This window comes from Aeromonas sp. INTO2 (genome assembly GCF_049860605.1).
Classification (GTDB): domain Bacteria; phylum Pseudomonadota; class Gammaproteobacteria; order Enterobacterales; family Aeromonadaceae; genus Aeromonas; species Aeromonas caviae.
Genome location: NZ_CP187588.1, coordinates 2,490,674 through 2,512,753 on the forward strand (window position 1 = coordinate 2,490,674; position 22,080 = coordinate 2,512,753).

A 22,080-nucleotide genomic window follows, 5' to 3' on the forward strand; every position below is an offset into this window, starting at 1 on the left:
CAGACCGACGGGTCGGGGCCTTTTTTACCCCAGCCAATCGTGCCAGATGGGGGAGATATTTCAATACACTCATGTTGCTTTATGAATCTGCCCCTCATCTTTCACTGATCTACCAAAGAGAGGCAAACGATCATGCTGAATTTAACATTTCAACAACCCTGTTTCAGGGGTAAATATCAGGGATTTATTCCATAAATTAGATTGTTCTAGCATTCAATTCTGTGAAGAATAGGGGCAGAGAAATTTGATACTAAAAACAGCTTTTCTGCCAACGCGCCCCACGGGGAAGGAATCACGCTCACCATGTTCACTATCGACAAGTCGCACAAGCTCGACGATGTCTGCTATGACATCCGCGGCCCGGTGCACAAAGAAGCTCGCCGTCTCGAAGACGAAGGTCACCGCATCATCAAGCTCAACATCGGCAATCCGGCCCCGTTTGGCTTCGAAGCACCGGAGGAGATCATCAAGGATGTGATCCTCAACATGCCCCAGAGCCAGGGCTACTGCGACTCCAAGGGGCTCTTCTCCGCCCGCAAGGCGGTGATGCAGTACTACCAGCAAAAAGGGATGCGCAAGGTCGACATCGACGACATCTACATCGGCAATGGTGCGAGCGAGCTCATCGTGATGGCGATGCAGGCGCTGCTCAACAACGGCGACGAGATGCTGGTGCCCTCCCCCGACTACCCGCTCTGGACCGCGGCCGTCACCCTCTCCGGTGGCCATGCGGTGCACTACCGTTGCGACGAAGGGGCTGACTGGTATCCGGATCTCGACGACATCCGCGCCCGCATCACCCCGCGCACCCGCGGCCTGGTGCTGATCAACCCCAACAACCCGACCGGCGCCGTCTACGGCAGCGAGTTCCTGCTGGAGGTGATCGAGATCGCCCGCCAGCACAACCTCATCATTTTCGCCGACGAAATTTACGACAAGATCCTCTACGACGACATCTCCCACACCAGCGTCTGCACCCTGTGCGACGATGTCATGGTGGTGACCTTCAACGGCCTCTCCAAGGCCTACCGCGCCTGTGGCTTCCGCCAGGGCTGGATGGTCATCACCGGTCCCAAGGGTCGCGCCAAGGGCTACATCGAGGGGCTGGAGATGCTGGCCTCCATGCGGCTGTGTGCCAACGTGCCCATGCAGCACGCCATCCAGACCGCCCTTGGGGGCTACCAGAGCATCAACGAGCTGATCCTGCCGGGGGGCCGCCTGCGTCGCCAGCGGGACAAAGCCTGGGAGCTTTTGAATGAGATCCCCGGTGTCTCCTGCGTCAAGCCCAAGGGGGCGCTCTACATGTTCCCGCGCCTCGACCCCAAGGTGTACGACATCCGCGATGACCAGAAGATGGTGTTCGATCTGCTGCAGCAGGAGAAGCTCCTGCTGGTGCAAGGTACCGGCTTCAACTGGCCTGCACCGGATCACTTCCGCCTGGTGTTCCTGCCCCGGGAAGAGGAGCTGGAAGAGGCTATCGGCCGTCTCGCCCGCTTCCTCAAGGGCTACAAGCAGTAAGCAAGGCTCATGAAAAAGGCTCCCGCGGGAGCCTTTTTGTTGTCTGTCGTTTTCTATCCGCGCCATCAGCCGTGCAGCAGAGCCCCGGCCACCAGTACCACCATGGTGATGAGAGCCGCCCCGATGATGAAGGGCAGCACCCAGCGCACGAAGCGATCGTAGGGGATCCTGGCGAGCGCCAGCCCCGCCACCAGGTGAGCGGCGGTGGGGGCGAACAGGTTGATCCAGCCGGAGGCGGACTGATAGGCGGTGATCACCAGATCCCGCGAGATGCCGGAGAAGTCCGCCAGCGGCCCCATCAACGGCATGGAGACGGTCGCAAGCCCCGAGGTGGAGGGAATGAAGAAGCTCAGGATGATGTGCACCAGATAGGCCATCAGGATGAAGACCGACGACGACAGCCCGCTCACCAGTCCCTCGGCCCAGTGCAGTATGGTGTCGATGATGACGCCGTGCTCCATCACCACATAGATGCCGTGCGCCACCGCCACCACCAGGGCAACCCCGATGAGATCCCGCGCCCCGTTGAGGAAGGTCGCCACGTAGTTGGACTCCGGCATCCGGTTGATGAGGGCAATCAGGATGGAGGCGCTGAAGAAGAGGGTGGAGAGCTCGTCAAACCACCAGCCCAGGGTGGGCAACAGATCGATGCCCAGATCCGACCAGGGCACCACCGCATAGATCATCAGCAGGAAGGTGCCGAAGAAGACCAGCATGGTGAGCTTCTGCTTGCCGCTGAAGGCGAGGTTGCCGCTCTTCATCTGGGAGAACTCGTCGTCATAAACGATATCAGCCAGCACGGAGCGGGACTTGTCCTGCTGCACCTGCCTGGCGTAGCGCATCACGAACCAGGAGGCGAAGATCACCAGCAGCAGCCACTGGATGACCGTAGCCCTATCCCCTCACCGATGGGGATACCCGCGAAACCGGAGGCGATGCCGGTGGCAAACGGATTGACGGTGGAGGCGAGCACCCCGACCCCGGAGCCGAGCAGGATGATCCCGGCCGCCACAATGCGATCGAAGCCCGCCGCCATCATCACCGGCACGATGAGTGCCCAGAAGGCCACCGTCTCCTCCGCCATGCCGAAGGTGGAGCCACCCAGGGCGAACAGGGCGATCAGCACCGGGATGAGCAGCCGCTCGCGCCCGGCGAAGGTACGCACTATGGCCCCGACCCCGGCATCCAGCGCACCGCTCTGCATGGTCACCGCCAGAAAGCCGCCGATGATGAGTACGAACAGTGCTACGTCCGCCGCCTTGTGAAAGCCCTGGATGGGCGCCTTGAGCACATCGAATACCCCCTGGGGTTGGGAAGGGAGCTCGGTGTAACTGCCGGGTACCGGCAGCAGTCGCTCGTCACCGCTGTAGTCGGCCACGGCCGCTGCCGCCACCGGCTGCTGGGTCTTGGCCGTCACATAGTTGTATTTGCCCGCCGGCAGCACCCAGGTGAGGGCCGCCATCAGGGCGATGATGATGAAAAGCAGGGTATAAACCGTCGGGAGCTGGCGCTTCTTGGGCGCCTCATGGGATGTGGTCATGACTTTCGTACCTCGGCGGTGCCGTCTGTGATCCGGACAGCGCAAGCCTAGCGGGTTTGTTCGGGGAAAAAGGTGATCGCGGATAATAAACCTGAGGCAACAGGTTGAGTCTGCTGCAAAAAAACAGGGCCCCGCAGGGCCCTGTCTGTGCTGGTGACCGACTTACAGCTCGACCACGTCGAATTGCACGTCCGGATTCACGTCCGCATCGTAGTCCACCTCGTCCAGACCGAAACCGAACAGGCGCAGGAACTCCTGCTTGTAGCCGGTGTAGTCGGTCAGTTCACTGAGGTTCTCGGTGGTGATGGAGGGCCAGAGATCACGGCAGGTCTGCTGCACGTCTTCACGCAGTTCCCAGTCATCCATGCGGATGCGTGCCTGCTCGTCCAGCGCCATGTCGGCGCCGTACAGGCGGGTGCGCATCATGCGGTCCACCTGCTCCATGCAACCCTCGTGGATGCCCTTCTCCTTCATGATCTTGAAGGCCATGGAGATGTAGAGCGGCATCACGGGAATGGCAGAGGAGGCCTGGGTCACAACGGATTTGAGGACGGCCACGTGGGCGGTCCCCCCCTTGGCGGCCAGATCGCCACGGATCGCGGTGGCGGCACGGTCCAGATCTTCCTTGGCTCGGCCCAGGGTACCATGCCAGTAGATTGGCCAGGTCAGGTCGGTACCGATGTAGGAGTAGGCCACGGACTTGGCACCGTCAGCCAGCACACCCGCATCGCGCAGAGCCGCCATCCACAGTTCCCAGTCCTGGCCGCCCATGACGGTGATGGTGCTCTGGATCTCTTCCTCATTCGCCGGCTCGACGGTGGCGGTGATGATCTGATCCTTGTTGGTGTCGATGGCGGTGGAGGTGTAGACCTCGCCGATGGGTTTGAGGGCGGAGCGCACCACTTCGCCGGTGTCCGGCAGCTTGCGCACCGGAGAGGCCAGGGAGTAGACCACCAGATCGATTTGACCCAGATCCTGCTTGATGAGCTCGATCACCTTGGCACGGCACTCGTGGGAGAAGGCATCGCCATTGATGCTCTTGGCGTAGAGGCCGGCCTCTTTGGCGGCCTTGTCGAAGGCGGCGGAGTTGTACCAGCCGGCGGAGCCCGTCTTGGTCTCGGAGCTCGGCTTTTCGAAGAAGACACCGATGGTGGCAGCTCCGCTGCCGAAGGCTGCGGCAATGCGGGAGGCCAGACCATAGCCGGTGGAAGCGCCGATCACCAGCACCTTCTTGGGGCCATTCTCGATGGCGCCCTTGGCTTGGGTGTAAGCGATCTGGCGACGAACATTGGCTTCACAACCAACCGGGTGGGTGGTGGTGCAGATAAAGCCGCGAACCTTGGGTTTGATGATCATGTGTTGTCTCTTATCCGTTTGATGGATGAAATCGGGGCATAAGATACCTCATTGCGGCCCGTTATGGTGCTCTGATGTGTTGAACTGCGGGGAAACAGGCAGGGATCCGTCGCTTTGTGCCGCCATGGCACACCCATTGCGCAGGAGATCTCCCCGCCATGGACCAGAGAGAGGCGACGTGAGGACCGGAATGTCACACCCGGAACGAGGCCGTTGTCTGACCTTGCGCCATGTACTAGTGTGCAAGGAAGAGGATTCAAGGAGGAGTCTATGTCACGCATGCTGGTCATCTCTCTCGCCTGCCTGGGGCTTGCCAACGTCCCCGTTGTCCAGGCGGCTGTCTATCAATGCGCCCGCGATGGGCAGATCACCTTCAGCGACATCCCCTGCAGCAGCGACGCCAAACCCATGGTACTCAATGTCTATACCCCCTCCCCCGAGGCGGTGGAGCAGGCGGCCAACCAGACCCGGGAGATAGAGCAGAGCCTGGCGAACGGCCAGAAACAACGCCAGGCCGAGGCTCTGCGCACCGAGATCGAGGCCAAAAAGCAGAAGATGAACAACGAGATGACCCAGATCACGGAGAACAAGGCAAGATCCCGCAATGTCTCGGCAGAGATGCAGTCGGTCACTACCCGATATCAGAAAGAGATTGAGTCCCTGAACCAGAAACTCTCTACCTTGCAGGCAAAATAAACACTCCCTGTTTCGGGACAGAAAATATACCGAAGCGGCAATGTCGTCACGGGTTCACACATGCCGGATATCCAAAAACTCACACCCTTGGCCGTTTATTTCTCACACCAGAGAGTCAGATAGCGGCTTTTTCCCGATCCCCGTAGCCACCTAATTTCACCGCGTTCCAGAAGACTCAACTTTATCCCCACCGAGATCCCTGACGTGCCACAGGGTTCATACGAGGGCGATATATAGGGGCATCGTGACAATTGTCAGTGCCAAAAGAGGCGCCTTCATGCCAATATTCCCTGGGGCCCAAAGCGGTCCACGAGATAAATAACCTTGGTACGAGACCCTACAATTAAGAAGCTATTTATCAACATTGAAAAATAAAAAGTTAATTTGAGTACGATGACGACTCATCAGGACGCAATGCTATTGTTAATTTACTCATATTTGGTCGTTATCCCATTCAAGGGTCTCATGGAGGAGCGCTGTCATGTTCTGGAATCAAAAAGCAAGCAAGGAAGCCAGTGAGCAAGCGGCAAGGGTGGTGGAGCTGGGGGCATTTGAACAGGCTATCCAGTTGCAGGTCCCCTTCGTCCAGTTCACCCCGGCGGGAGTGGTCACCTTCGCCAACGCGCTGTTTCTCAAGATCGTGGGATTTGAACGTGACGAGGTGATCGGCAAGCATCACAGCACCCTCTGCTTCCCCGACGACGTCAATACCCGGGATTACGAGACCTTGTGGCAGGATCTGCGCCACGGCGTCTCCCGCAGCGGCCGCTTCATTCGCCAGTCGAAATCCGGCAAGGCCGTGTGGCTGGAGGCGACCTATTTCCCCATCGTGATCGACGTCAAGGTGGTGCGGATCGCCAAGGTCGCCTCCGACGTGACCCAGCAGCAATCCACCCTGGAGCGCACCCAGGCCCTGCTGGCAGCCCTGGACAAGTCCCTGGCGGTCATCGATTTCCAACCCGATGGCACCGTCATCACCGCCAACCAGAATTTCCTCAACTGCTTTGGTTACCGGCTGGAAGAGGTGGTCGGCAAGCATCATCGTCTCTTCTGTGACACCGAGTTCTACCAGAACAACCCCCATTTCTGGCAGGATCTCGGCTCGGGTGACATCAAGTCCGGGCTTTTCATGCGTCTGGGTCACCGGGGGGAGAAGATATGGCTGGAGGCCACCTACAACCCCATCTTCAACCACGAGGGCAAGGTGGTCAAAATCATCAAGCTGGCGAGCGACATCACCGAGCGGGTGGAGAAATCCATCTCCACCCGGGAAGCGGCCCAGAAGGCGTGTGCCATCGCCAGCGAAACCGTCGCGAGCGCCGCCAGGGGGCGGGAGGTCATCGACAGGGTGCTCGACACCTCCTCTCACATCAACACCTCGGTCAATGCGGTCAGCAAACAGATAGAGCAGCTCAACCAGCAATCCAGGAGCATCGAATCCATCATCTCCACCATCAGCGGCATCGCGGATCAGACCAATCTGCTGGCCCTCAACGCGGCCATCGAGGCGGCCCGCGCCGGGGAACAGGGACGGGGATTCGCGGTCGTGGCCGACGAGGTGAGGCAACTGGCGGCGCGCACTTCCAGCTCCACCAGCGAGATCGTCACCGTCATCAAGCACAACTCGGAGATCACCTCCCAGATCACCCAGACCGTCTCCGTCGTCTCCGACAAGGCGGTGGCAGGTCAGGAGCAGGCCACCATCATCGCCGACGTCATCAAGGAGATCATCGAGGACGCCAACTCGGTGTCGGACACCGTCAAGAGCCTCTCCATCTGAGCGACAGCTGCCAATGACAACGGGGGGCCCAGGCCCCCCGTTGTCATTGCTGTCCGCCCACCCGACACCCGCTCAGCCATCCCCCAGGAGATAGTGTCTGGCTTCCTCGTCCGCCAGCGCGAGGGCGATGTCCCATAGCGCGGCGATGCAGAGCCCCTCCTCCCCCACAGCTTCCTCTTCCAGCGCCTCCAGGGCTCTGGCATCGGCCAGGGTAAAGGGGGGATGGCTCAACAGGCTTTTGGCCGCGGCCAGCAAGTGCATGTCGCTCATCGGTCGGCTCCTTCTTAGACAGCGTGTTTCCCTGCCCAGACTGTAGCCCAATGACGGCGACTCATCCCCCGGTGGCGACTGCCTGCGCACGCTTCCTGCCGGACGGCAGTTGGCCCACCCCGATGCCGGCCAGCACGGCGGCACAGGCCACCCATTGCAGGGCAGTGAGCGTCTCTCCCAGCAGCAGATAGGCGAGCAGCAGGGTAAAGACCGGTATGAGGTTCACATAGGCAGCCGCCAGGGTCACCTTCACCTGGGTCACCGACCAGTTGTAGAGCAGGTAGGCACCAAGTGTCACGAAGGCGCCGAGGAAGAGGATGACCCCCATGTCCTGCCAGGCCCAGCTCGCGGGCCAGGGCGCACTGAAGGCAAAGGGCGCGAAGAAGAGCATGCCGACGAAGGCCTGCAACGCTGTCAGTGTCATCACGCCGTAGCGGCTGGAGAGCTTCTTGAATACCACGGAATAGGTGGCGGCGCAGAGCATGGCGCCCATCTCCAGGCTGTTGCCGAGCAGGGCGTTGGGGGCGAACTCGTCTGCGCCCTCCCCCAACCCCAGCAGGGCGATGCCAACGATGGCGATGGCAAAGCCCAGCAGCTGGCGGCGACTCACCCGCTCTCCAAGCAGCACGAAGGCCACCAGAGCCACCATCAGGGGAAGCAGGGCACAGACCATACCGGCCTGGCCGGCACTGGTGTAACGCAGGGCGTTGACTTCAAGAAGAAAGTAGAGGCAGGGCTCAAGCGCCCCCATCAGGGCCAACCAGCGCCAATCCCCCTTCTGGTAAGTGACGCGGCCAAGCTGGCGGTAGCAGAGCAGCCAGCAACAGGACGCCACCCCCATCCGCATGAAGAGCACCTGACCGAAGGACCAGATTTCCAGCACATGTTTGAGGGCGATGAAGGAGCTGGACCAGAGCAGCATGGCCAGGGTCAGCGTCAGGGCGGGTAAAGGGCGCACAATGCCTCCATCTTAAATGCGAAAGGGGACTCCCTCCGACGTAGGTGGGAGGGGAATTTCGCCGGGGCGTCAGCCCCGCTGGTTTTGAATGTATTGCTTGATCACCTCCAACGGTGCTCCGCCGCAAGAGCCCGCAAAGTAAGAGCGTGACCAGAGTACGGGTTTGCTGTAAGCACCTCTCAAGTCCAGAAATTCATTACGCAGTCGCCTTGATGTGACCGCCTTTAACGAGTTCACCAGTACCGATAGCTGCACCGTTGGCGCGTACTCTATCAGCATGTGAACATGATCAGCCTCTCCGTCACACTCTTTCAGTTCCGCACCAAAATCTCTGCAAACCTCTGCCGCACACTGACTGAAGGAGGCGTGATGAAGATCCCCCAATATCGGCTTTCGATACTTGGTGATAAACACCAAATGTACGTGCAAAACGTAGGCCGAATGGCGTGATTTATTAATTTTAGTGAATTGCATTCTGTCACTCAATCGGGCTTAATAGATATGGCAATAATGCTACACACTGAGCGCTAAATGCAAATTCTGAAAGCCTACAAATTCCGACTCGAACCGACCGAACAACAAGCGCAACGCCTGCGCCAGTTGGGCGGTTGTGCTCGTTATGTCTGGAATCACGGGCTGGCAGAAACCAAACGCATTCTGGATGCTGGCGAAAAACTGCCTTCTGCCTTTGAGCTGAACAGGATGCTCACCAGTTGGAAGAAAGACCCAGAAATGGCCTTTCTGGCCGAGGCATATACCGACAACCTCCAGCAGAAGCTCAAGGATTTGCATGGCGCGTGGATGCGCTGCTTTGATAAGAAACTCGCCGCCAAGGCACCCGTATTCAAGAAAAAAAGCGACAACCGCGACGCTATCCGGTTCGTCAACTTCGACAAGTATTGCCGCCTTGAAAAGGGTCGCGTGAAGCTGCCTGCCGGGCTGGCGTGGGTCAAGTTCCGTCAGTCCCAGCCAGTTGAAGGGAAAATTAAAAACGCGACCGTCAGCCAAGCAGCCGGGCACTGGTATATCTCCTTTCAGGTCGAGCAGGAGACGCTTGAGCCAATTCACCCCTCCGGCTCAATGGTCGGGCTAGATGCGGGGATCGCCAAGCTCGCAACCCTGTCAGATGGCACGGTGTTTGAGCCCGTCAACAGCTTCAAAACCAATCAGACCAAGCTGGCAAGGCTCCAACGCCAGTTGAGCAAAAAGGTAAAGTTCAGCAGCAACTGGAAGAAACAAAAAGCCAAGATCCAGCGGCTGCACTCACATATCGCCAATACCCGCCGCGATTACCTTCACAAGGTCACAACGACTATCAGCAAAAACCACGCGATGATCGTCATTGAGGATTTGAAGGTTGCCAGCATGTCAAAATCAGCAGCGGGCACGACCAGCCAGCCGGGGCGCAACGTCCGGGCAAAATCAGGGCTGAATCGTTCGATATTAGATCAGGGCTGGTTTGAGCTGCGCCGCCAGCTCGAATATAAGCAGGCATGGCGAGGCGGTCAGGTGTTGGCGATAAACCCGGCCTACACGAGCCAGCAGTGCGCCTGTTGTGGGCATACTGCGAAGGATAACCGCCAGACGCAAAGCCAGTTTAAATGCGCTGCGTGTGGTTATGAGGCGAACGCCGATGTGAACGGCGCTCGCAATATTTTAGCGGCGGGACACGCCGTTTTAGCCTGTGGAGGCGTGGTGCAATCAGGCCGCCCGATGAAGCAGGAACCCGGTACTGCGCGAGCAGCTATCACCCAGTAATGGGAATCCCCCTCCTGTGACGCGAAGCGCTAAGGTGGGGGAGGATGTCAAGAATTGGGCATTCGAATAATAACCATACGGCCTTGCGGTTGTCTAAAGGCACCTAACATCAGATAATACGGCCGCCTTCATACCGGATAACCCATCTTCAATGACTGAGTACCTGCTTTTACTGGTCGGCACCGTGCTGATCAACAACTTCGTGCTGGTGAAGTTCCTCGGCCTTTGCCCCTTCATGGGTGTCTCCGGCAAGCTGGAAACCGCCATCGGCATGGGTCTGGCCACCACCTTCGTCATGACGCTGGCCAGCGCCTGCTCCTATCTGATGGAGCACTACATCCTGATCCCGCTGGAGATCGCCTACCTGCGCATCCTGGGCTTCATTCTGGTGATCGCCGTGGTGGTCCAGTTCACCGAGATGGTGATCCGCAAGAGCAGCCCGACCCTCTATCGCCTGCTCGGCATCTTCCTGCCGCTCATCACCACCAACTGTGCCGTGCTCGGCGTGGCGCTGCTCAGCATCAACGAGCGCCACAACTTCATCCAGAGCATCATCTACGGCTTCGGGGCCGCCGTCGGCTTCTCCCTGGTGCTGATCCTGTTTGCCGCCATGCGTGAGCGGCTGGTGGCCGCCGACGTGCCGGCACCGTTTCGTGGCGTCTCCATCGCCATGGTCACCGCTGGCCTGATGTCGCTGGCCTTCATGGGCTTTACCGGCCTCATCAAGATATAACGCTATGATTCACATACTCTTTGCCATTCTGGTGCTGGCCCTGCTTGCCCTGGCCTTCGGCATCATTCTCGGCTTTGCCGCCGTCAAGTTTCATGTGCAGGCCGATCCCATCGTCGATCAGCTCGATGCTCTGTTGCCCCAGACCCAGTGCGGCCAGTGCGGTTACCCGGGCTGCAAACCCTACGCAGAAGCCCTGGCCAATGGCGACAAGATCAACAAGTGCGTGCCCGGTGGCGACGCCACCATGCGCAAGATTGCCGACCTGATGGGGGTCGAGCCCCAGTCTCTGGACGGCGGTGAAGACGCGGCAATCCCCGTCAAGAAGGTGGCCTTCATTCACGAAGACATGTGCATCGGTTGCACCAAGTGCATCCAGGCCTGTCCGGTCGACGCCATCCTGGGTGCCACCAAGGCGATGCACACCGTCATCGAGGCCGAGTGCACCGGGTGCGACCTCTGCGTCGACCCCTGCCCGACCGACTGTATCGAAATGATCCCGGTGCCGACCACGGTCGACAACTGGAAATGGGATCTGGCCAAGGTCGCCATTCCGGTCAAGATAGTGGAATAAACAGCGGAGTAACCATGCAGCATCTGCTCGAACGCATCAAAGCCGGCACTCTGTGGGATTTTCACGGCGGCATCCATCCCCCCGAGAACAAGCACCAGTCCAGCCTGACCCCCGTCGTTGACGCGGGCCTTCCCCCACAGCTCATCATTCCGGTGCGCCAGCACGCGGGTCCGGCCGGCGAACTGCTGGTGCGGGTGGGGGACAAGGTCAAGAAGGGGCAACCCCTCACCCGTTTTGACAAGGGACGCATCGTGCCGGTGCACGCTTCCACCTCGGGCACCATCACCGCCATCGAGCAGCACACGGTGGCGCACCCCTCCGGTCTTGACGATCTCTGCATCCTCCTCACCCCGGACGGAGACGATGCCTGGGGCGAGCGCACACCCCAGCCTGACTACTGGAACCTGGAGCGGGGGGCGTTGCTCGAGCGCATCCAGCAGGCCGGCATCGCCGGGCTCGGCGGCGCCGTCTTCCCGACCCACAGCAAGCTCGACGGCCGTGGCCAGCTCACCGAGATCCTCATCGTCAACGGGCTGGAGTGCGAACCCTACATCACCACAGATGACCGTCTGATGCAGGAATACGCCGACGAGATCATGGACGGCATCCGGGTACTCAAGCACCTGCTCAAGCCCAAGCTCACCCTGATCGGGGTGGAAGACAACAAACCGGCGGCCATCGAGGCCCTGACCCGCCATGCCAGCGACGCCGACGTGCTGGTCAAGTCGGTACCAACCAAGTACCCCTCCGGCGGCGCCAAACAGACCATAGAGCTGCTCACCGGACGCCAGGTGCCCAAGGGAGGCCGGGCGGTGGACATGGGCATCATGGTGCTCAACGTCGCCACCGTCTTTGCCATCAAGCGCGCCATCATCGATGGGGAGCCGCTCATCGAGCGCATCGTCACCCTCACCGGCGACGCCTTCAAGAAACCCGGCAATGCCTGGGTGCGTCTGGGCACGCCGGTACGCTGGCTGCTCCAGCGTTTCGAGCTGCAACCGGAGGCGGATCAGCGGGTCATCATGGGGGGCCCCATGATGGGCTTCACCCTGCCCCACGCCATGGTCCCCGTGGTCAAGGCCACCAACTGCCTGCTCTCCCCCACCCGCGCCGAGCTGCCGCCCCCCGGCCCGGAACAGGCCTGCATCCGTTGCAGTGCCTGCGCCGATGCCTGCCCCGCCACCCTGCTGCCCCAGGAGCTTTACTGGTACAGCCGGGTCAAGGAGTACGACAAGGCCGAGAAGCTCAACCTCTTTGACTGTATCGAGTGCGGCGCCTGTGCCTGGGTCTGCCCGAGCGAAATCCCCCTGGTGCAGTACTACAAGATCGCCAAGGATGACATCCGCGAGGCCCGTGCCGAGGCCGAGAAGGCCGAACGTGCCAAGCAGCGCTTCGAGGCCAAGCAGGCTCGCTTCGAGCGTGAGAAGGCGGCCCGCGAAGCCCGCCACGCCGAGGCCGCAGCCCAGCGCCGTCAGGCCATGACGGCCGCGGGGGGAGAAGATCCCGTCGCCGCTGCCCTCGCCCGCCTCAAGGCCAAGCAGGAGACCACCCAGGCAGGCACCAGCGAGCCAGCACCGGACAACGGCGCCATGATTGCCGCCAGAGAGGCGCGCAAGCAGGAGGCCATCGCCCGTCGTGCCGCCAAGGCCGCCAATGGCGAGGGCAATGGGCTGGCTGACACCCCGGCATCTGGGGAGCAACATCCCAAGGCAGAGCTGGATCCCAAGAAAGCCGCCATCGCCGCCGCCCTGGCACGGGCCAAGGCCAAGAAAGCCGCCCTGGCGCAAGGGGACACGCCGATGGATGCGGATAAAACATCCGTGAACACAAGCGATAACGCCGTTGAGGCCCCGGCCGCCGCATCCGAGCCCGCCGCCGAGGTGGACCCCAAGAAGGCGGCCATTGCCGCCGCCATCGCCCGGGCCAAGGCCAAGAAAGCCGCCCAGGCGCAAGGTGATGGGCCTGTGGTCGCGGGTGAGACATCCGTGAACACAACCGAACACGCCGTTGAGGCCCCGGCCGCCGCATCCGAGCCCGCCGCCGAAGTGGACCCCAAGAAGGCGGCCATTGCCGCCGCCATCGCCCGGGCCAAGGCCAAGAAAGCCGCCCAGGCGCAAGGTGATGGGCCTGTGGTCGCAGGTGAGACATCCGTGAACACAACCGAACACGCCGTTGAGGCCCCTGCCGCCGCATCCGAGCCCGCCGCCGAGGTGGACCCCAAGAAGGCGGCCATTGCCGCCGCCATCGCACGGGCCAAGGCCAAAAAAGCCGCCCAGGCGCAAGGTGACGGGCCGGTGGACGCGGATAAGACATCCGTGAACACAACCGATAACGCCGTTGAGGCCCTGGCCGCCGCATCCGAGCCCGCCGCAGAGGTGGACCCCAAGAAGGCGGCCATCGCCGCCGCCATCGCCCGGGCCAAAGCCAAGAAGCTGGCGGCCGAGGCCGCCTCCTCCCCTTCGACCGACAAGAGCCACTGATCCATGTTCAATATCGCGAGTGCGCCTTTTGCCCACAACCGCAAACAGACCCAGACCCTGATGGTGCTGGTGATCCTGGCCTGCCTGCCCGGCTTCCTTGCGCAGACCTGGTTCTTCGGCTGGGGGACCCTGATCCAGATCCTGCTGGCGCTGGTCACGGCCCTGGGTTCGGAGGCCCTGGTCCTTCGCCTGCGCGGCCGCCCCGTCAAACCGGCCCTGCTGGATGGCAGCGCGGCGCTCACCGCCGTGCTCATCGGTCTCTCCCTGCCCCCCCTGCTGCCCTGGTGGATGCTGGTGCTGGGCACGGCGTTCGCCATCATCATCGCCAAGCATCTCTATGGCGGGCTCGGTCAGAACCTGTTCAATCCTGCCATGGTGGCCTATGTGCTGCTACTGGTCTCCTTCCCGGTTCAGATGACCAGCTGGCTGCCCCCCTCCAGCATCGCCGCCTACGACATCGGCTTCGCCGATGCGGCCTCGGTGATCTTCACCGGCTTCAGCCTCGACGGCTACAGCATGCTGCAGCTCAAGCAGGGGGTGGATGGCCTGACCATGGCCACGCCGTTGGATACCTTAAAGACCGGGCTGACCCAGGGACTGACCGCCACCGAAGTGATGACCCACAAGGTCTTCGAGGGCTGGGGTGGTATCGGCTGGAGCTGGGTCAACCTCGGCTACCTGCTGGGAGGCCTCTTCCTGCTCCAGCAGAAAGTGATCAACTGGCGCATTCCGACTGCCGTGCTGGGCGCATTGCTGCTCGCTGCCACCCTGGGCTATCTGGCCACCCCGGATGCCACCGCCACCCCCATGCTGCACCTGTTCAGCGGTGCCACCATGCTCGGGGCCTTCTTCATCGCCACCGATCCGGTGAGTGCCAGCACCACCGCAAAGGGGCGCCTCGTCTACGGTGTGCTCATCGGCGTGCTGGTCTATGTCATCCGCCGTTTTGGCGGCTATCCGGATGCCTTCGCCTTCGCCGTGTTGCTGGCCAACCTGTGCGTTCCCCTGATTGACAGTCTGACCCGCCCCAAGGTCTATGGAGCCCGTCGCAAATGAACCCACATCTGAATTGCCGCAGACGCGAGACAGGGAGCCTCCCATGTTGAAAAGCATGCGCAAGAATGGCCTGACCCTGGCCCTCTTTGCCCTCGGCTGCACCGCCATGGTGGTGCTGACCAACGAACTGACCCGGGATCGCATCGCCCACCAGCAAGAGCTGGAGAAGCTGCGCACCCTGCAGGCCCTGCTGCCCGAGGGGAGTTATGACAACGATCTGGTGGCCAGTTGCAAGCTGGTCAGCAGCCGGGAATACCTGGGCAGCGATGAGCCCATGCCCCTCTATACCGCCACCCTCAAGGGGGTGCATACCGGCTACGCGCTGGAAACCGTAGCCCCCGATGGTTACAGTGGAGCCATTCGCATGGTGGTCGGCACCGATGCCAAGGGGGCCGTCAGCGCGGTCAGGGTGCTGACCCACAAGGAAACCCCGGGGCTTGGTGACAAGATAGAGCTGAAGAAATCCAGCTGGATCGACAGCTTCACCGGCAAGTCCCTCACGGCCGACAACGACGCCACCTGGGCGGTGAAGAAGGATGGCGGCGAATTCGACGCCTTCACCGGGGCAACCATCACCCCGCGGGCCGTGGTCAAGGCGGTGAAAAATTTGCTGAGGCTGCAACAGGAGCACCCCGAACTGCTGCACGATGCCCCCTCCTGCCATACCAACCCCTAACGCCGGAGCACACGCTATGGAACAAGTCGACGTGATTGACACGGCCAGCCAACCCGCCGGGGAAAGTGGCCGCCGCGAAGAGCTCAAGGAGCTGATGCTGCAGGGACTGTGGAAGAACAACCCCTCCCTGGTGCAGGTGCTGGGGCTCTGCCCCACCCTGGCGGTCTCCTCCACCTTTACCAATGCGTTGGGGCTCGGCCTTGCCACCATGGTGGTACTGGTCTGCTCCAACCTCGCCGTCTCCCTGGTGCGCAACTGGGTGCCCAAGGATATCCGCATCCCGGTCTACGTGATGATCATCGCGGCCCTGGTGACCAGCGTGCAGCTGTTGATGAACGCCTACACCTACGGCCTCTATCAGGCGCTCGGCATCTTCATCGCTCTCATCGTCACCAACTGCGTCATCATCGGCCGCGCCGAAGCCTATGCCTCCAAGAACCCGCCCCTGCTTGCCGCCCTCGACGCCTTCATGATGGGGCTGGGCTTTACCCTGGTGCTGCTGGTACTGGGGGGCCTTCGCGAGATCATCGGCATGGGCACCCTGTTTGACGGTGCCGAGCTGCTGCTGGGTGACTGGGCCAAGTCATTGCGCGTCGAGCTGTTCCACGCCGACGCCAGCCTGCTGCTGGCGATCCTGCCCCCCGGCGGCTTCATCGGCCTCGGTTTGATGATCGCCGGCAAAAACGCCATCAACGACTGGATGGGCCGCAAGCAGAGTGCCGAGAAGGCCCACTGCACCGTGCCGGCGGTGGGCGCCCGCACTACCCAGCTCTGAGACAAGAGAGAGCCATGAACAACCAGAAACGCAGGCTGATCCTGGAGCGGTTGCGCGATGACAACCCCCATCCCACCACAGAGCTCAACTTCACCACGCCCTTCGAGCTGCTCATCGCCGTGCTGCTCTCGGCCCAGGCCACCGATGTCAGCGTCAACAAGGCCACCGACAAGCTCTATCCGGTGGCCAACACCCCCCAGGCCATGCTGGATCTGGGGGTGGACGGGGTCAAGGAGTACATCAAGACCATCGGCCTCTTCAACACCAAGGCCGAGAACGTCATCAAGACCTGCGCCATTTTGCTGGAGCGCCACGGCGGCGAGGTGCCGGAGAATCGCGAGGCCCTCGAGGCCCTGCCCGGCGTCGGCCGCAAGACGGCCAACGTGGTGCTCAACACCGCCTTCGGCTGGCCCACCATCGCCGTCGACACCCATATCTTCCGGGTCTCCAACCGCACCGGCTTTGCCGTGGGCAAGAACGTCGATCAGGTGGAGGAGAAGCTGCTCAAGGTGGTCCCCGCCGAGTTCAAGCTGGACGTGCACCACTGGCTCATCCTGCACGGGCGCTACACCTGTCTCGCCCGCAAGCCCCGCTGCGGCTCCTGCATCATCGAAGATTTGTGCGAATACAAAGAGAAGGTCTATCCCGAGAGTTGATCTGCAGGCCTCTGCGGATCCGGTCTCGGGCCATGGATTCAAGGCAGTACCAATCCACCAACCCGGAGAATTGAGCAATGAGAATTCTGCATACCATGTTGCGCGTCGGCGATCTGCAACGTTCCATCGACTTCTACACCCGAGTGCTGGGCATGACACTGCTGCGCAAGAGCGAGAACAGCGAATACAAGTACACCCTGGCCTTCGTCGGCTACGGCGACGAGAAGGATGAAGCCGTCATCGAGCTCACCTACAACTGGGGGGTGAGCGAGTACGAGCTCGGTTCCGCCTATGGTCACATCGCCCTGGAAGCGGACGACATCTATGCCACCTGCGAGGCGCTGCGCGCCGCCGGCGCCAAGATCACCCGCGAACCGGGCCCGGTCAAGGGCGGCACCACCGTCATCGCCTTCGTGGAAGACCCGGACGGCTACAAGATTGAGCTGATTGCCAAGAAAGACGCCGGTACCGGCCTGGGAGCCTGAGCCCACGCCGCCTGGCGGTCAGAAAAACAACGGGGCCCAGGGCCCCGTTTTCATTGGCTGCGGCCACCGTCAGGCCAGGCGGAAGCGCCCCATGCTTTGGCGCAGACCCGCCGCCAGCTGGCTCAGCTCCAGACAGGCTTTGGCGGTGTGATCCGCGCCGGTCGCGACCTCGTTGGAGGAGTCGTTGATGTGCGCCACGTTGCGGCCCAGCTCATCGGAGACCGCATCCTGCTCGCCACAGGCACTGGCAATCTGGATCGCCATGTCGGCTATCTGGGCCACCGCCTCTTCAATCTGACGAATGCCCGCACTGGTGCGTTCACTCTGGCTCACGCACTGACGGATCATCTCGCAACTCTGGCCGGTCACCGACTTCGCCCGATTGGCACGGGCCTGCAGGGTCTCGATGATGGCGACGATTTCGCCGGTGGAGGCCTGGGTACGCCCCGCCAGGGTGCGCACCTCGTCGGCCACCACCGCAAAGCCGCGCCCCTGCTCACCGGCACGGGCCGCCTCGATGGCGGCATTGAGTGCCAGCAGGTTGGTCTGGTCGGCAATGCCGCGAATGACATCCACCACCAGGTTGATCTGGGCGGACTCTTTCTCCAGTTCACTCACCAGGTTGCCCGCCTGCTCCATCTCACCGGCCACCCGGGTGATGGCATCCAGTGCCCCCTGCACATCCTGACTGCCGCGGCGAGCCAGGGCATTGGCGGAGCTTGCCGACTCCGAGGCCACCTCGGTGTTGCCCGCCACATCCGCTACCGTCGCCTTCATCTGGGCCATGGCGGTGGCGACCTGGGCTATCTCCTGCTGCTGGCTCTGGATCCCCTGGGATGATTGCTCCGAGACCGCGCTCACCTCCTCGATGGCGGCTCCCAGCTGGGTCACGGCGGCGGCCACCTCCTCGATGAGCCCACGCAGGTTGTCCTGCATCTTGAGGGAGGCGCTGGCCAGCATCCCCAGTTCGTCCTGCCCGATGTGCTGGCGATCCAGCCGATGGGTCAGATCCCCCAGGGCGATGGCATTGGCCTGGGCCACCACGGCTTGCAGGGGCAGGCAGATCTGGCGGGTGAGGAACCAGGTCATGACCCCCATGAAGATCAGCAGGGTCGCGATGCTCACCACGGCAAAGGTCATCACCATGGTGACGCTGCCAAGCAGGCTGCCACGGTTCTCTTCCACAAAGCCAAGATTCACCTTCACCAGGGCACGCACCGCCAGCTCCAGCTCGGTGTAGAGCCCGTTCGAGCGAAACAGCGCCTCCCTGGCCTCATCCCTGCGCCCCTGGAACAACAGGGCATCCACCTGGTTGACGGCCCCCAGATATTGCAGCCACTGCTGCTTGACGCGGTTGAAGGCCTGACGCTCATGCTCGGCCCCCACGGTTGCCTCGTAGGCATCCATGACCTGCTGCACCTTGCCCAGGCTCTCCTGGATGCGGGCGCGGCGAACCTGCCTGTCGACGGCATCTTCCACCATCAGCAGGGCAAACTGGGCACGGCGCACATAGGAGACGTCGTAGAGCAGGTTGTCCACCGAGAGCACACTTGGCAGGGTGGAGTCGGTGAAGTTCAATACCCGATCCCGAATGTCCCGCAGTTCGGTGGCGAGAAACAGGCCGAAGACGGCGTTGATGACGGCAATGACCGCAAAGACGGCGGCAATCTTCTTGCCGATGGAGAGATGCTTGTAAGACATGTTGGCTGGTGATCCTCGACTGCAGGTGTGCAGTGACACAATGATCACATCCGTGTAAGCGGTGACCCGAGACTCCTGACGGGAAATGACGATGGGAGCGAAGAGAGGGGATCCCTTGCTTCCCGCTCGCCCCACGCCGGGCCTTGTGCCCGCCACGAGGCTGCCAGCACAGGAGCGACCAGCTCGACGCAAAACTTGAGCCGATTGCCACAATCGGTCCGCCGTCATGGACAAAGCAGGGGCCAGGTTATGTAATGGTCGCTCGTCTCTCCCCATTCCTGTCTTCAGAGGCCCCATGGACAACGTATCGACCCTCTCCCCTTCCTGGTCTGTCCAACTGCGCGAGCAGATAGCGGATCGCCCCCTCATCGCCCTGGGGCTGCTGCTCGCCCTGGTCGCCGTGCTGCTGCTCCTGGTGCAGAGTCTCGTCATGCTGGCAGCAGGAGAGATCACGCCCGGGGTACGCTATGGCCTCATCGGCGGCGCTGCGGGTTTTGCCGCCACGGCGCTGGGCGCCCTGCCTGCCCTGTTCCTGCGCGCCGTTCCCCAACGGGTGGAAGATGCCATGCTGGGGTTCGCCGCCGGCATGATGCTGGCGGCGAGCGCCTTCTCCCTGCTGCTGCCGGGGCTCGAGGCCGCCGAGGGGATCACGGATGACGGCTTCCTCGCCGCCGCCGTGGTGGTGGCCGGCATGACCCTCGGGGTGCTGCTGATGCTGGGACTGGATCAATTCACCCCTCACGAACACGACAAGACCGGCCCCTGTGGTCCCGGCCATGAGAGCTGCTCACGGGTCTGGCTGTTCGTCTTCGCCATCGCCCTGCACAACCTGCCCGAAGGCATGGCCATCGGGGTCAGCTTCTCCCAGGGAGACATGACGGTGGGACTGCCCCTCACGACCGCCATTGCCCTGCAGGACATTCCCGAAGGGCTGGCGGTGGCGCTGGCCATGTGCGCAGCCGGTTTTCGCCCGCCGGTGGCCGTGCTGGTCGCCATCGGCAGCGGCCTGCTGGAACCGCTCGGCGCCCTGCTCGGGGTCGGACTCGCCAGCGGCATGGCCATCGCCTACCCCATCGGCCTCGGGCTCGCAGCCGGTGCCATGCTGTTTGTGGTCTCCCACGAAGTGATCCCGGAAACCCACCGCAACGGCCACCAGACCCACGCCACCCTGGGCCTGATGGCAGGCTTCGCTCTGATGATGACGCTGGATACAGCCCTGGGATGAAACGCCGATGCCCCATGCAACCCGTGGTCTCCCACGAAGTGATCCCGGAAACCCATCGCAACGGCCACCAGACCCACGCCACCCTGGGGCTCATGGCGGGCTTCGCCCTGATGATGACCCTCGACACCGCACTCGGCTGATCACCCCCCTCAAGCCCCGTGCGCCCGGTGACGACAGCACGAACCCTTGAAATAAGAGGGGGAAATCGCCTAATGTTGAGCCCCCGGCGCCCTTTGACTGGTTGATGTACGGCGCCTGAATCCCATCGGAAGCCTGCCCGGATGACCCTCAGGATAATCCTGCTGCTGTGTCTGCTTGTCCTCACCGCCAGGGCCATTGGCGCCACCGAGGTCTTTCATACGGCCGCGCAACAGGCGTCGTCCCCCAAGTACGTGACGCTCCCCGACGGGCATGTCGGCGGGATCTGCGTCGATCTCTTCCGGCTCATGGAAGCGAGGGAGCCTGCCCTTCGCATTGAGGGAGATCAGCGCTTCCTGCCGCTGCGACGGCTGGAAAAGAAGGTGCAGCACGGCCAGCTGGACTTCATCTGCGGCGTGGGAGAGAGCCCGGCCAGGCGGGGTCACTTCATCGTCCTGACCCCCGCCATCTTCACGGTGCACTACCACCTGGCGGTGCGCCGTGACGATCCCGTCGAGATACGCAGCTGGCAGGATGTCAGGGCCCTCGGCCAGGCGGGCATCATCCTCATCAACCATGGCAGCGGTGCTATCGCCCGGCTCCAGGACATCGGCGGCCTCATCATCGACATCGGCGGGATCAGCAACCAGGCCAACTACGAGAAGTTGTTGATGAAGCGCGGCCGTTTCGTCTACTACCGCTCCCCGGGGTTTGAGTCCGACTTGCGCGAACAGGGTCTGGCCGACAAGATCCGCATCCTCCCCACCGTGATGGAAGAGACTCCCTTCTACATCCTGTTCCATCGCCACAGTGCCCCCGAACGCCTGACCCTGTTCGCCAACACCCTGCAACGGCTCGCAGACAGTGGTGCACTGGCCGCCCTGGCCAGACGCTACCCCTGACCCCCCATCCGCACCATCGCAATGCTCGGCGCCACCGCCAAGTTTTGCTATCATCCACGCCAACTTTTTCGGCCCAGCGGCCATCGAGACGAGGTAGATGATGAAAGTAGGTATTATCGGCGCCATGGAGCAGGAAGTGGCCCTGCTGCGCAGCCAGCTGAGCGAGCCCACCACCCTGCAACTGGGCGGCTGCGAGTTCTATCAGGGCAAGTTGGCCGGTAAAGAGGTGATCCTGACCCGCTCCGGCATCGGCAAGGTCGCCGCCAGCGTCGCCACCAGCCTGCTGCTGGAGAAGTTCGCTCCCGATTGCGTCATCAACACCGGTTCTGCCGGCGGCTTCGCCCAGGATCTGCACATCGGTGACGTGGTCATCGCGAGCGAGATGCGCTTCCACGACGTGGACGTGACCGCCTTCGGCTACGAGATGGGCCAGATGGCCCAGCAGCCCGCAGCCTTCCCCTGCGACGAAAAACTCATCGCCCTGGCACAGGCCTGCATTGCCGAGCAAGGCAAGCACCAGACCAAGGTCGGGCTCATCTGCACCGGCGATCAGTTCATGTGCAAGCCGGACGCCATCGCGAAAGCCCGTGCCGACTTCCCGCAGATGCTGGCGGTGGAGATGGAAGGGGCCGCCATCGGCCAGGTGTGCCACATGTTCAAGGTGCCCTATCTGGTGGTACGGGCCATGTCGGACATCGCCGGCAAGGAGCAGGTGGAATCCTTCGATGCCTTCATCGAGGTGGCGGGTCAACACTCCGCCGAAGTGATCATCGCGCTGCTCGGCAAGCTGTGATCGACGCCCCCTC

21 protein-coding genes and 2 pseudogenes are annotated in these 22,080 nt (G+C 62.1%); 17 read left to right on the forward strand and 6 right to left on the reverse strand.

The window, feature by feature from the left end; all coding sequences use genetic code 11:
* Positions 1 to 303 precede the first annotated feature (303 nt).
* Positions 304 to 1,518 (forward strand): pyridoxal phosphate-dependent aminotransferase, encoded by a 1,215-nt coding sequence (locus ACPW74_RS11680; protein WP_005302243.1) that lies wholly within the window; start codon positions 304 to 306, stop codon positions 1,516 to 1,518.
* 65 nt (positions 1,519 to 1,583) lie between these two features.
* Here ACPW74_RS11680 and ACPW74_RS11685 read toward each other — a convergent pair.
* Positions 1,584 to 3,058, reverse strand: a pseudogene (locus tag ACPW74_RS11685) (YfcC family protein).
* Between the two features lie 162 nt (positions 3,059 to 3,220).
* Positions 3,221 to 4,414: an enoyl-ACP reductase FabV gene (gene fabV / locus ACPW74_RS11690; RefSeq protein ID WP_041212832.1), complete on the reverse strand. Its 1,194-nt coding sequence runs from the start codon at positions 4,412 to 4,414 to the stop codon at positions 3,221 to 3,223.
* A gap of 270 nt (positions 4,415 to 4,684) precedes the next feature.
* Here fabV and ACPW74_RS11695 point away from each other — a divergent pair, with 270 nt between their 5' ends.
* From ACPW74_RS11695 to ACPW74_RS11705, 3 genes and pseudogenes are all read left to right on the forward strand, one after another.
* On the forward strand, positions 4,685 to 5,110 hold the full coding sequence (locus ACPW74_RS11695; protein ID WP_043156375.1) for a DUF4124 domain-containing protein: 426 nt from the start codon (positions 4,685 to 4,687) through the stop codon (positions 5,108 to 5,110).
* A 481-nt stretch (positions 5,111 to 5,591) separates the two neighbouring features.
* Positions 5,592 to 6,350: pseudogene (locus ACPW74_RS11700) on the forward strand (PAS domain-containing protein); the annotation flags it as partial.
* Positions 6,351 to 6,458: 108 nt separating this feature from the next.
* On the forward strand, positions 6,459 to 6,890 hold the full coding sequence (locus ACPW74_RS11705; RefSeq protein ID WP_256094419.1) for a methyl-accepting chemotaxis protein: 432 nt from the start codon (positions 6,459 to 6,461) through the stop codon (positions 6,888 to 6,890).
* A gap of 72 nt (positions 6,891 to 6,962) precedes the next feature.
* On the opposite strand, the gene ACPW74_RS11710 is transcribed toward ACPW74_RS11705, so the two are convergent.
* The 3 genes from ACPW74_RS11710 to tnpA form a co-directional block, all read right to left on the reverse strand.
* Positions 6,963 to 7,160: a hypothetical protein gene (locus ACPW74_RS11710; RefSeq protein ID WP_039038678.1), complete on the reverse strand. Its 198-nt coding sequence runs from the start codon at positions 7,158 to 7,160 to the stop codon at positions 6,963 to 6,965.
* Positions 7,161 to 7,221: 61 nt separating this feature from the next.
* The gene (locus ACPW74_RS11715; protein ID WP_049636405.1) at positions 7,222 to 8,118 is read right to left on the reverse strand and encodes a DMT family transporter; all 897 of its coding nucleotides are present in this window, start codon (positions 8,116 to 8,118) and stop codon (positions 7,222 to 7,224) included.
* 69 nt (positions 8,119 to 8,187) lie between these two features.
* Positions 8,188 to 8,592 (reverse strand): IS200/IS605 family transposase, encoded by a 405-nt coding sequence (tnpA, locus tag ACPW74_RS11720; RefSeq protein WP_104452764.1) that lies wholly within the window; start codon positions 8,590 to 8,592, stop codon positions 8,188 to 8,190.
* A 57-nt stretch (positions 8,593 to 8,649) separates the two neighbouring features.
* Here tnpA and ACPW74_RS11725 point away from each other — a divergent pair, with 57 nt between their 5' ends.
* From ACPW74_RS11725 to gloA, 9 genes are all read left to right on the forward strand, one after another.
* Positions 8,650 to 9,876, forward strand: a complete 1,227-nt coding sequence (locus ACPW74_RS11725; protein WP_021141234.1) for an RNA-guided endonuclease InsQ/TnpB family protein — start codon at positions 8,650 to 8,652, stop codon at positions 9,874 to 9,876.
* Positions 9,877 to 10,027: 151 nt separating this feature from the next.
* Entirely contained in the window at positions 10,028 to 10,609 is a 582-nt protein-coding gene (gene rsxA / locus ACPW74_RS11730) for an electron transport complex subunit RsxA (protein WP_049636130.1), read from the forward strand.
* A 4-nt stretch (positions 10,610 to 10,613) separates the two neighbouring features.
* Positions 10,614 to 11,180, forward strand: coding sequence for an electron transport complex subunit RsxB (rsxB, locus tag ACPW74_RS11735; protein WP_049636131.1), 567 nt, complete (start codon positions 10,614 to 10,616; stop codon positions 11,178 to 11,180).
* Between the two features lie 14 nt (positions 11,181 to 11,194).
* A complete protein-coding gene (rsxC, locus tag ACPW74_RS11740; protein WP_244081166.1) occupies positions 11,195 to 13,660 on the forward strand; it encodes an electron transport complex subunit RsxC in 2,466 nt (821 codons plus the stop codon).
* A 3-nt stretch (positions 13,661 to 13,663) separates the two neighbouring features.
* Entirely contained in the window at positions 13,664 to 14,716 is a 1,053-nt protein-coding gene (rsxD, locus tag ACPW74_RS11745) for an electron transport complex subunit RsxD (RefSeq protein ID WP_010674314.1), read from the forward strand.
* Between the two features lie 43 nt (positions 14,717 to 14,759).
* Entirely contained in the window at positions 14,760 to 15,392 is a 633-nt protein-coding gene (gene rsxG / locus ACPW74_RS11750; RefSeq protein WP_425858103.1) for an electron transport complex subunit RsxG, read from the forward strand.
* A gap of 16 nt (positions 15,393 to 15,408) precedes the next feature.
* Positions 15,409 to 16,167: an electron transport complex subunit E gene (locus ACPW74_RS11755; RefSeq protein WP_049636133.1), complete on the forward strand. Its 759-nt coding sequence runs from the start codon at positions 15,409 to 15,411 to the stop codon at positions 16,165 to 16,167.
* A 14-nt stretch (positions 16,168 to 16,181) separates the two neighbouring features.
* Positions 16,182 to 16,823 (forward strand): endonuclease III, encoded by a 642-nt coding sequence (nth, locus tag ACPW74_RS11760; protein WP_005302279.1) that lies wholly within the window; start codon positions 16,182 to 16,184, stop codon positions 16,821 to 16,823.
* Between the two features lie 77 nt (positions 16,824 to 16,900).
* Positions 16,901 to 17,308: a lactoylglutathione lyase gene (gloA, locus tag ACPW74_RS11765; protein ID WP_010674310.1), complete on the forward strand. Its 408-nt coding sequence runs from the start codon at positions 16,901 to 16,903 to the stop codon at positions 17,306 to 17,308.
* A gap of 69 nt (positions 17,309 to 17,377) precedes the next feature.
* Here the strand turns inward: gloA and ACPW74_RS11770 are convergent, their stop codons facing one another.
* On the reverse strand, positions 17,378 to 19,009 hold the full coding sequence (locus tag ACPW74_RS11770; RefSeq protein WP_049636134.1) for a methyl-accepting chemotaxis protein: 1,632 nt from the start codon (positions 19,007 to 19,009) through the stop codon (positions 17,378 to 17,380).
* Positions 19,010 to 19,304: 295 nt separating this feature from the next.
* Between ACPW74_RS11770 and ACPW74_RS11775 the strand changes: the two genes are divergently transcribed.
* The 4 genes from ACPW74_RS11775 (at position 19,305) to mtnN (ending at position 22,067) form a co-directional block, all read left to right on the forward strand.
* Positions 19,305 to 20,234, forward strand: a complete 930-nt coding sequence (locus ACPW74_RS11775; protein ID WP_041215435.1) for a ZIP family metal transporter — start codon at positions 19,305 to 19,307, stop codon at positions 20,232 to 20,234.
* Positions 20,231 to 20,374, forward strand: a complete 144-nt coding sequence (locus ACPW74_RS11780) for a hypothetical protein (protein WP_371174757.1) — start codon at positions 20,231 to 20,233, stop codon at positions 20,372 to 20,374. Before ACPW74_RS11775 ends, ACPW74_RS11780 begins: the two co-directional genes overlap by 4 nt.
* A gap of 141 nt (positions 20,375 to 20,515) precedes the next feature.
* Positions 20,516 to 21,274, forward strand: a complete 759-nt coding sequence (locus tag ACPW74_RS11785; RefSeq protein ID WP_049636135.1) for a substrate-binding periplasmic protein — start codon at positions 20,516 to 20,518, stop codon at positions 21,272 to 21,274.
* Between the two features lie 100 nt (positions 21,275 to 21,374).
* Entirely contained in the window at positions 21,375 to 22,067 is a 693-nt protein-coding gene (mtnN, locus tag ACPW74_RS11790) for a 5'-methylthioadenosine/S-adenosylhomocysteine nucleosidase (protein WP_010674306.1), read from the forward strand.
* Positions 22,068 to 22,080: the final 13 nt, after the last annotated feature.